This is a genomic window from Youxingia wuxianensis, assembly GCF_014385085.1.
Lineage (GTDB): Bacteria > Bacillota > Clostridia > Oscillospirales > Ruminococcaceae > Youxingia > Youxingia wuxianensis.
Window position 1 is genome coordinate 1 of record NZ_JACRTD010000016.1, and the last position, 7189, is coordinate 7189.

8 protein-coding genes are annotated in these 7189 nt (G+C 42.0%); 4 read left to right on the top strand and 4 right to left on the bottom strand.

Annotation, left to right across the window (positions count from 1 at the left end):
• Positions 1–378: 378 nt before the first annotated feature.
• Complete coding sequence (locus H8705_RS13340) at positions 379–1137, bottom strand: GntR family transcriptional regulator (protein WP_262396285.1); 759 nt, start codon at positions 1135–1137, stop codon at positions 379–381.
• A 126-nt stretch (positions 1138–1263) separates the two neighbouring features.
• Positions 1264–1833: a phosphate propanoyltransferase gene (locus H8705_RS13345; RefSeq protein WP_262396286.1), complete on the bottom strand. Its 570-nt coding sequence runs from the start codon at positions 1831–1833 to the stop codon at positions 1264–1266.
• Between the two features lie 376 nt (positions 1834–2209).
• On the opposite strand from H8705_RS13345, the gene H8705_RS13350 reads away from it, so the two are divergent.
• The 3 genes from H8705_RS13350 (at position 2210) to H8705_RS13360 (ending at position 5066) form a co-directional block, all read left to right on the top strand.
• A complete protein-coding gene (locus H8705_RS13350) occupies positions 2210–2767 on the top strand; it encodes a uracil-DNA glycosylase (protein WP_262396287.1) in 558 nt (185 codons plus the stop codon).
• A gap of 105 nt (positions 2768–2872) precedes the next feature.
• Positions 2873–3547: a response regulator transcription factor gene (locus H8705_RS13355; RefSeq protein WP_262396288.1), complete on the top strand. Its 675-nt coding sequence runs from the start codon at positions 2873–2875 to the stop codon at positions 3545–3547.
• Entirely contained in the window at positions 3531–5066 is a 1536-nt protein-coding gene (locus H8705_RS13360) for a HAMP domain-containing sensor histidine kinase (RefSeq protein WP_262396289.1), read from the top strand. Before H8705_RS13355 ends, H8705_RS13360 begins: the two co-directional genes overlap by 17 nt.
• A 99-nt stretch (positions 5067–5165) precedes the next feature.
• On the opposite strand, the gene H8705_RS13365 is transcribed toward H8705_RS13360, so the two are convergent.
• Complete coding sequence (locus H8705_RS13365) at positions 5166–6167, bottom strand: tyrosine-type recombinase/integrase (RefSeq protein WP_262396290.1); 1002 nt, start codon at positions 6165–6167, stop codon at positions 5166–5168.
• Positions 6168–6293: 126 nt separating this feature from the next.
• Positions 6294–6734 (bottom strand): LexA family protein, encoded by a 441-nt coding sequence (locus tag H8705_RS13370; RefSeq protein ID WP_262396291.1) that lies wholly within the window; start codon positions 6732–6734, stop codon positions 6294–6296.
• A gap of 81 nt (positions 6735–6815) precedes the next feature.
• Here H8705_RS13370 and H8705_RS13755 point away from each other — a divergent pair, with 81 nt between their 5' ends.
• Positions 6816–7079 (top strand): phage portal protein, encoded by a 264-nt coding sequence (locus tag H8705_RS13755; protein ID WP_392392106.1) that lies wholly within the window; start codon positions 6816–6818, stop codon positions 7077–7079.
• Positions 7080–7189: the final 110 nt, after the last annotated feature.

Below are 7189 nucleotides of genomic sequence, written 5' to 3' on the forward strand. Positions count from 1 at the left end.
TGGTGCGTGTAGTCTGAGCCTGTATGAAGAGAACATGGCGCAGATCCCGTACATGGTGATTGCCTTGGTGCTGGCGGCCTTAGGATATTTGGTTGCTGGTCTCGTTATGTAAGTTAATTTGCCTTTTCACAACTAACCATAAAACCCACGACGGCCCGCCTTCCCATTTGGGAAGGCGGGCCGTTATGGTTTGCAGCAGATAGAAAAATCGAGCCAGGGGATAAGCCGCCGATCAAGCTGAAAAAATGGCGGTCACAGCGATATTCAGAAAAACAGCCTAGAGAAAGGCGGGCGGCTTCGGCCGCCCGCCTTTCTGACCTTTGGCGGAGATAGGTTGCATGTGTACCTATGAGCAATACGAAAATTAACTGATCTTTTTTAGAGAATAGTATCATCGTCGTTTACGAGATATTCCGATACATTTGCTTTTTGACTGAATGCGTCGGCGGTAATTTTCAGATTATTCGTATACGTTTTGGTATAATCGATAATCAAGCCGTTTACATCATAACTGGTTTCTTCGGTCATAAATCCAGGAGCGCCTGGCGCCCGTTTTAAAATTTTAGCTTCCGGGTTGTTGATAATAATGGGAGTAATTTTTTCTAAGGTGCGTTTGATAGTAATTTTATATTGATTTAACACATCATAAAGAGAAAACATAGTAAAATCGATCTTTTCAATATGAGGAAAAATATTATAGGAAATATAAGTGTTCTGCAGGGCCATAGGCTGATTATTTCCTAAACGCAGACGAACCAACCGATAGATATCATCGTTTTCGTCCACATTAAGAATTTTAGCGAACTTACGTCGAGCCTTTCTCTTTTCCGTATACAGCAGACGGCTGCTAGGTTCCATACCGTTATTGCGAAGCATTTCATTAAAGCCATATACCTTATCAACCATATAGGAGGCGGACGCTTTTTCAATATAAGTCCCTTTGCCTCGGATACGTACTAAAACACCTTCCTCTACCAATAAGGAAGTTGCTTTTCTTAAAGTTTTACGGTTGACATTAAATAATTCGGAAAGCTCCCGCTCGGAAGGAATACTTTGACCGTACTTTAATTCGCCGGAACTGATCATGTCGTTAATTTGATTACTTATTTGGATGTATAGTGGATTTTGTATTGGCAAAACGACACCTCCATTCTTTCACTTATATTCTATCAAAAATTACTCGAAAAAACAAACGCTTCTTTCCTATAAGATAGAAAAAAAGCTGCTGTAAATTTGACATTTACAGCAGCTGAAAAACAGGATTTATTTTACAATTTCTCCGTATACTTCTCCAGAGGCGCCAGCCGCATTGGCTTCATCGGTATCTATATGCATAGCCAAAGCAAATTTTTCGCTTACGCGTACCACGACATCTTCAAACACCAAAGAACGTTCCGCTGTCTGAATACGGACCTTTACAATCTCCTTATCCTTCACGCCCAATTTTTCTGCATCCGCTGGGGTAGCGTGGATATGACGCTTTGCAGCAATCAGTCCTTGCGCGACCTCTACTTCACCAGCAGGGCCAACAAGCTTAATGCCGGCAGATCCGTTTATGTCGCCGGATTCACGGATGGGGGCGACGACTCCAAGGGTTCTGGCATCGGAAAGGGACACCTCAATTTGAGTTGCCGGTCTTACCGGTCCCAGGATAGAAACGCCGGAGATAGTTTTTTTCGGACCAACCACGTCAACACGCTCTACACAGGCAAACTGTCCAGGTTGAGAAAGGTCTTTTTTGGGTGTCAAAGCCGCGCCCTTTCCCAATAATGTTTCCAGGTCCTGCTGAGTTACATGAACGTGACGGGCAGATGTTTCTACAATAAAATTCACTTATGTATCCTCCCTAACGAAAGTAATTTAATAATCCGTATTTATTTTACCCTCCAGTATAGTATTATGCAAGGGTTGATAATTAATTAACAATATTTCTTCATGAAATTTTTTGTGCTATAATAAAAACAATGGCAAAACCGTGTCTTGCCCCCCACGGGTGGTATCCGGAGATGGTTTCGCTTCTCTGCGAAACTAGGCTATCCTTTTGCGGCCGGCATCCTAAAATCTGAAGCGGTTTTCTCAAACGGCGGGGGCAAACCTTCAATTTGCCGGGCGTGTCCAGCCCCGCCCATTTAATATTGCGGTCTTATCAAAAATTTGCGGGCCGATAGAAAATAACCGGGCAGGCTGCCTGGACAGATGGAGGACAAAAATGATTGAAAACTTTGATTTACTGCGGGAAACCTGCCTGTCCTGTAAAAACTGTAAATTATGGGAGACCAGGACAAACGTAGTATTTGGAGTAGGAAATCCAAAGGCCAAAGTAATGTTTATCGGGGAAGGACCCGGGGCCAATGAGGATTTGCAAGGGGAGCCTTTTGTAGGCAGGGCAGGACAGCTGCTGGATAAAATGTTGATGGCAGTGGACCTTTCTCGGGAAGAAAATGTTTATATCGCTAATATGGTGAAATGCCGTCCGCCACAGAACCGCGATCCGGAAAAAGAGGAAGTGGAGGCGTGTATCGGCTATTTGCGCAACCAGGTGCGTTTAATCCAGCCAAAGATTATTGTTTGCCTGGGGCGCATCGCGGCGTGTGCAGTTATTGATCCCAATTTTAAGGTTACTAAACAACATGGGGAATTTTTTGAACGAAACGGCGTTACCTTGATGGGGACCTTTCATCCGGCGGCGCTTCTTCGTTATCCGTCAAACAAAGCGGCGGCAATGGAAGACTTCTTCGCTTTGCGGGAAAAATTAAAAACAATATAGGAATTATTTAAAATTACAATTATTCATCACAGTTTTATCACAATATCGTCCCATACTATAAACATAATATGAGTAAATGTCTGTTGACAGATAGGATGGGTGCAAGTGGACAATAAAATTTTAATTGCAGAAGATGAAGCGAAAATAAGGAAGCTGGTAGCCAGTTATCTTGTACGGGAAGGATTTAAAGTTGTGGAGGCGGAGGATGGCCAGCAGGCGGTAGATCAGTTTGAGGATAATGAAGATGTGGTGCTGGTAATGCTGGATGTTATGATGCCAAACAAAGATGGATTTGACGCCTGCCGTGAAATTCGTCAAAAATCTGATGTGCCGATTTTAATGCTTACTGCCAGGGACAGTGAGCAGGATGAGTTGGCAGGGTTTCATATGGGTGCGGATGAATATATTTCTAAACCGTTCAGCCCCACCATTTTGGTCACTCGGGTAAAAAATCTGCTTCGCCGCAGCAATGCAAACGATATGAGTGATGTGCAGGTAGGGGGAATTAAGGTGCTGTATCGGGAACGTACGGTACTGGTGGATGGAGAAAAAATTATTACTACCCCGAAGGAGTTTGATTTGTTATATTATCTGCTTCGGAATGTAAATATTGTACTCTCCCGGGACCAAATCATCTATACCGTTTGGGATATGGATTACAACGGAGATGACCGCACGGTAGATACGCATATTAAATGTCTGCGGGCAAAATTAGGGAAATATTCCAGTTGTATTGTGACTGTCAGAAAGGTTGGGTACAAATTTGAGTGGGCCCAGTAAATGGACAGTAAGAAAAAAGCTGTTTTTTGTTATCCTTTTTATCTTAATATTAAATATTTCTGTACTTTTGCTTATGGGGTCTACTTTATTTGAAGGCTTCTATCAAAACAGCAAAGTATCGGAATTGAAATCAAGCGCGGCTTCGATTCGGAAAACTTACGAGGAAAACAGCGATACATTTTATACCGAAATAAACCAGATAGAAAATAAAAATGCTTTTGTCAGCTTACTTTCGGTGGATGAAGAAACCGGAGCACTAGTACGCAATTATTACTCACGCGTCTTTAAAGATCAAGTCAAGCCATGGGATGAAAAGGCCCCGGCGCCTCCGGAGAATTTTCCTGGGAGGGAAGAAGAGGACAAGTGGCTGCTGGAATTGCTTCCCGATCTGGATGAAAGTTATACTATTTTACAGCCGGAAGATAATACCCCGGGAAAAAATGATTTTACGGATAAAATCGGTTTAGCGACCCGACTGGATGACAACCTTTACTTACTGATTGAGACGCCCAAAGGATATCTAAAATCCACAGCGGACCTGGCTGTGAAATATACGGCATATCTTTCTATCGTTATTTTGCTCGCGGGTTCCGTTCTCGTTTATCTGGTAGTGGGCAGAGTAACGAAGCCCCTGAGTAAAATTCAGGAAGTAGCCGATAAAATTTCCAAAATGGACTTCTCTCAGAAGTGTAAGATTACCTCCCAGGATGAGATTGGATTATTGGCGGTTAGTATTAACAATATGTCGGACGAGCTGCAAGCGAATATTGATAAGCTGGTGCAAGCCAATGAAATCTTACAGAACGATCTTCTTCGTCAGCAGCAGACCGACCGGATGCGGCAGCAATTTATCGCAAATGTTTCCCATGATTTTAAAACGCCTCTTACGCTGATGATCAGTTATGCAGAAGCGCTGGAAGAAGGAGAAACAAACCCACAGAAAAAAGAATATTGTGATATTATCATCAGCGAAAGTCATAAGATGTCTTATATGGTGGGAAAACTTCTGAGCCTTTCCAAATTAGAAAGCGGTACAGATAAGCTGGAGACCTCCATATTCTGTCTAAACGAGGTCATCAGCCAAGTTGTAAACAGCCATAGAATACTCACTTCCAAAAAAGATATCAAGGTAGAAATTGATGCGGATTTAGATGTCATTGTAAATGCTGATTATCAGAAGATAGGGCAGGTTGTGACAAATCTGTTTGAAAACGCTGTAAAATATACCCCACAGCAAGGACGGATATCTTTATCGGGAGAACTATCTGAGAATCGGTGCCGCGTTTCTGTGGTTAATACGGGCAGCAGGATTGCGAAGGAAGATCAGGAAAATCTGTTTATCAGTTTTTACCGGGCAGATAAATCCCGCTCCCGAGACCTGCAAAGTTATGGGCTGGGTCTGGCGATTGTCAAAGCGATCATGCAGCTTCACGGACAAGAGTATGGTGTGGAGAATACACCTGACGGGGTAAGATTTTGGTTTGATCTGGAGTTGGCGGATATTGATAATGATGATTAAGATAAAAGCCGGCGGATATTTCCGCCGGCTTTTATGATATAATAAAACCAGTAAGAGCGCAAAAGCCCATGAATAAAGGGTTTTCTGCATTTAGTGTTACTAATTTGTTACTAATTCAATGTTAGATTTCAGTTCTTCTATATTTTTATGGGTATAAACTCGTTCCCCTGTTTCCTTAGATTTATGGCCCATAATTCTATCAATACACACCTTATTGGCGCCCGCTGAGTCGAGGCGGCTTCTTAGCGTATGGCGGCACTCATGTGGTGTGTGGTTCATTTTCAATGTCCCCATTATTTCATCCCATATTACCCGATATTGGGTTTTACTCAACTTATGTCCGTTGTACTCGAACAAATACCCGGTTTTGGATTGTTTAACCCTTTTTTGAACTATGTGTTGAATTTTTGAATGTATGGGAACGTTTCTGTTTTTTCCTGCTGCCGTTTTTGTCCCACCGGTCATAACTTGAGCTTCAAGGTCAACGGCTTCTGTTTTCAGATCAATCATTTCTGAAATTCGGAAACCAGTATAAAGAAAGAATAGGATTGAATCCACCCACGGGAAATTTTGATTTTCCCACAGCCGGGAAACTTCTTCGTCCGTGAAAATTTCTTTACTTGTTTCTGGTATTGGTTCAGAGGTAAGCAGATCAGAGCAGCATTTGGAAACTACATCAAGTTCCATTGCGAAACGGTCAAGATGGCCTAAAAGGTTTTTTATTGCCCCTTGCGTGGAGTAACCACGACCGCAATTATCAATGCAATCTTGCATTTGGTATGATTTGATCTGCCGATACTTTAATTTGTTTAAACTGGTGCAATGCCTGTAAGCTGCTTTCAAAGAATTTTGATTAGATTTACCCAATTTACCGATCCGCTTTTCAACCCAAAGTTCATATAATTCTTGGAAAGTGATTTTATCCGCTTCAATATCCCACGGGTCATTGTTGTAGCTGGCAAGCATAATCAAACCTTCTTCTCTTGTTGCAGCGTACCCAATTGGCTTTTGTCTCCCAGATATACCTTCTTTCACAATATATGGTCTACGTCTGTTTCCTGAAAGCTTTGTTATAGTTCCGAAATGATTTGGATTTTTCATAACTTTATCACCTATCTTGAAACATCAGGTGTAAAGTGATATAATGCAATTGACCGACAAGAATCACTTCATCCTGATTTTTGGTCACTTCCCCCTCGTTAGTGTGCCAGCACCAACGAGGGGATTTTATTTTATATTACTTTGAAAAGCTACAGCTCTACCAAGGACTCTAATTTGATTTAATTCTTCTCCTGTATACCGCATAGTCTTATATAAAGGGTTTTCAGCAACCAGTTGAAGTATGTTATCTTCCCGATCATAATAAACACGTTTAAGAGTTGCGTCATCTTTTATTAAAACGGCTGCAACTTCTCCATTGTTTACCATGTCTTGTTTTTGGATAAAAACAATATCTCCATCAAAAATTCTAATGCCTGTCATGCTATCGCCTTTAGCACGCAAACAAAAATCCGCTTTGATGTCGCTGCTGGCTTCAATAAATGTTTCAAACTGTTCATCCGCAAATATAGGTTCTCCACAAGCCACATTTCCCAGCAATGGGAATTTTTTTGTTGTTATGGGGAAGATGTTGTCTATTTTAGGGTTTTCGTCCGTCTCCCAGCCCATGAGAAAAGCAGGTGTAGTTTGAAGAACTTTAGCTAGCGCTTCGATTTTATCAGATGGTATGTTAGAGATAATACCAGTTTTGTGAGGGCGATATTAAAATATCTAGGCAGGCCGCAAGATGTTAACTTGGAGCAAATATGGACACGCAATAAACCTAAAAATGATCTTGAGATTGTACAGATGATAGCTCAAACCAGCAACACAGTCTTGTCTGACGAGACAAAAACGAAGGTACACCCATTATCAGACGATTGGTCAACCGAGCGGGAGCGCATAGCAAAAGAACAGGAGATAGCCTCGCAAAATATGTTTGATGACTTTAGTAATCCTGGTGGCACAGAATGACCTATTGGGAAAAACGCGCCGAAATGGCGGTAGGCAGAATGGAGTCAAGTGTAAATGGCGCGGTGCCAGAGCTTATTCAATCGTTCGAAAAGGCCAAAAAAGAACTCATA

What these genes read in the sequence shown, in the direction of transcription:
- H8705_RS13365 (WP_262396290.1), bottom strand. Translation starts at nt 6,167, where the DNA reads ATGAAAAATCCAAATCATTTCGGAACTATAACAAAGCTTTCAGGAAAC.
- H8705_RS13350 (WP_262396287.1), top strand. Translation starts at nt 2,210, where the DNA reads ATGATTGAAAACTTTGATTTACTGCGGGAAACCTGCCTGTCCTGTAAA.
- H8705_RS13370 (WP_262396291.1), bottom strand. Translation starts at nt 6,734, where the DNA reads ATGGGCTGGGAGACGGACGAAAACCCTAAAATAGACAACATCTTCCCC.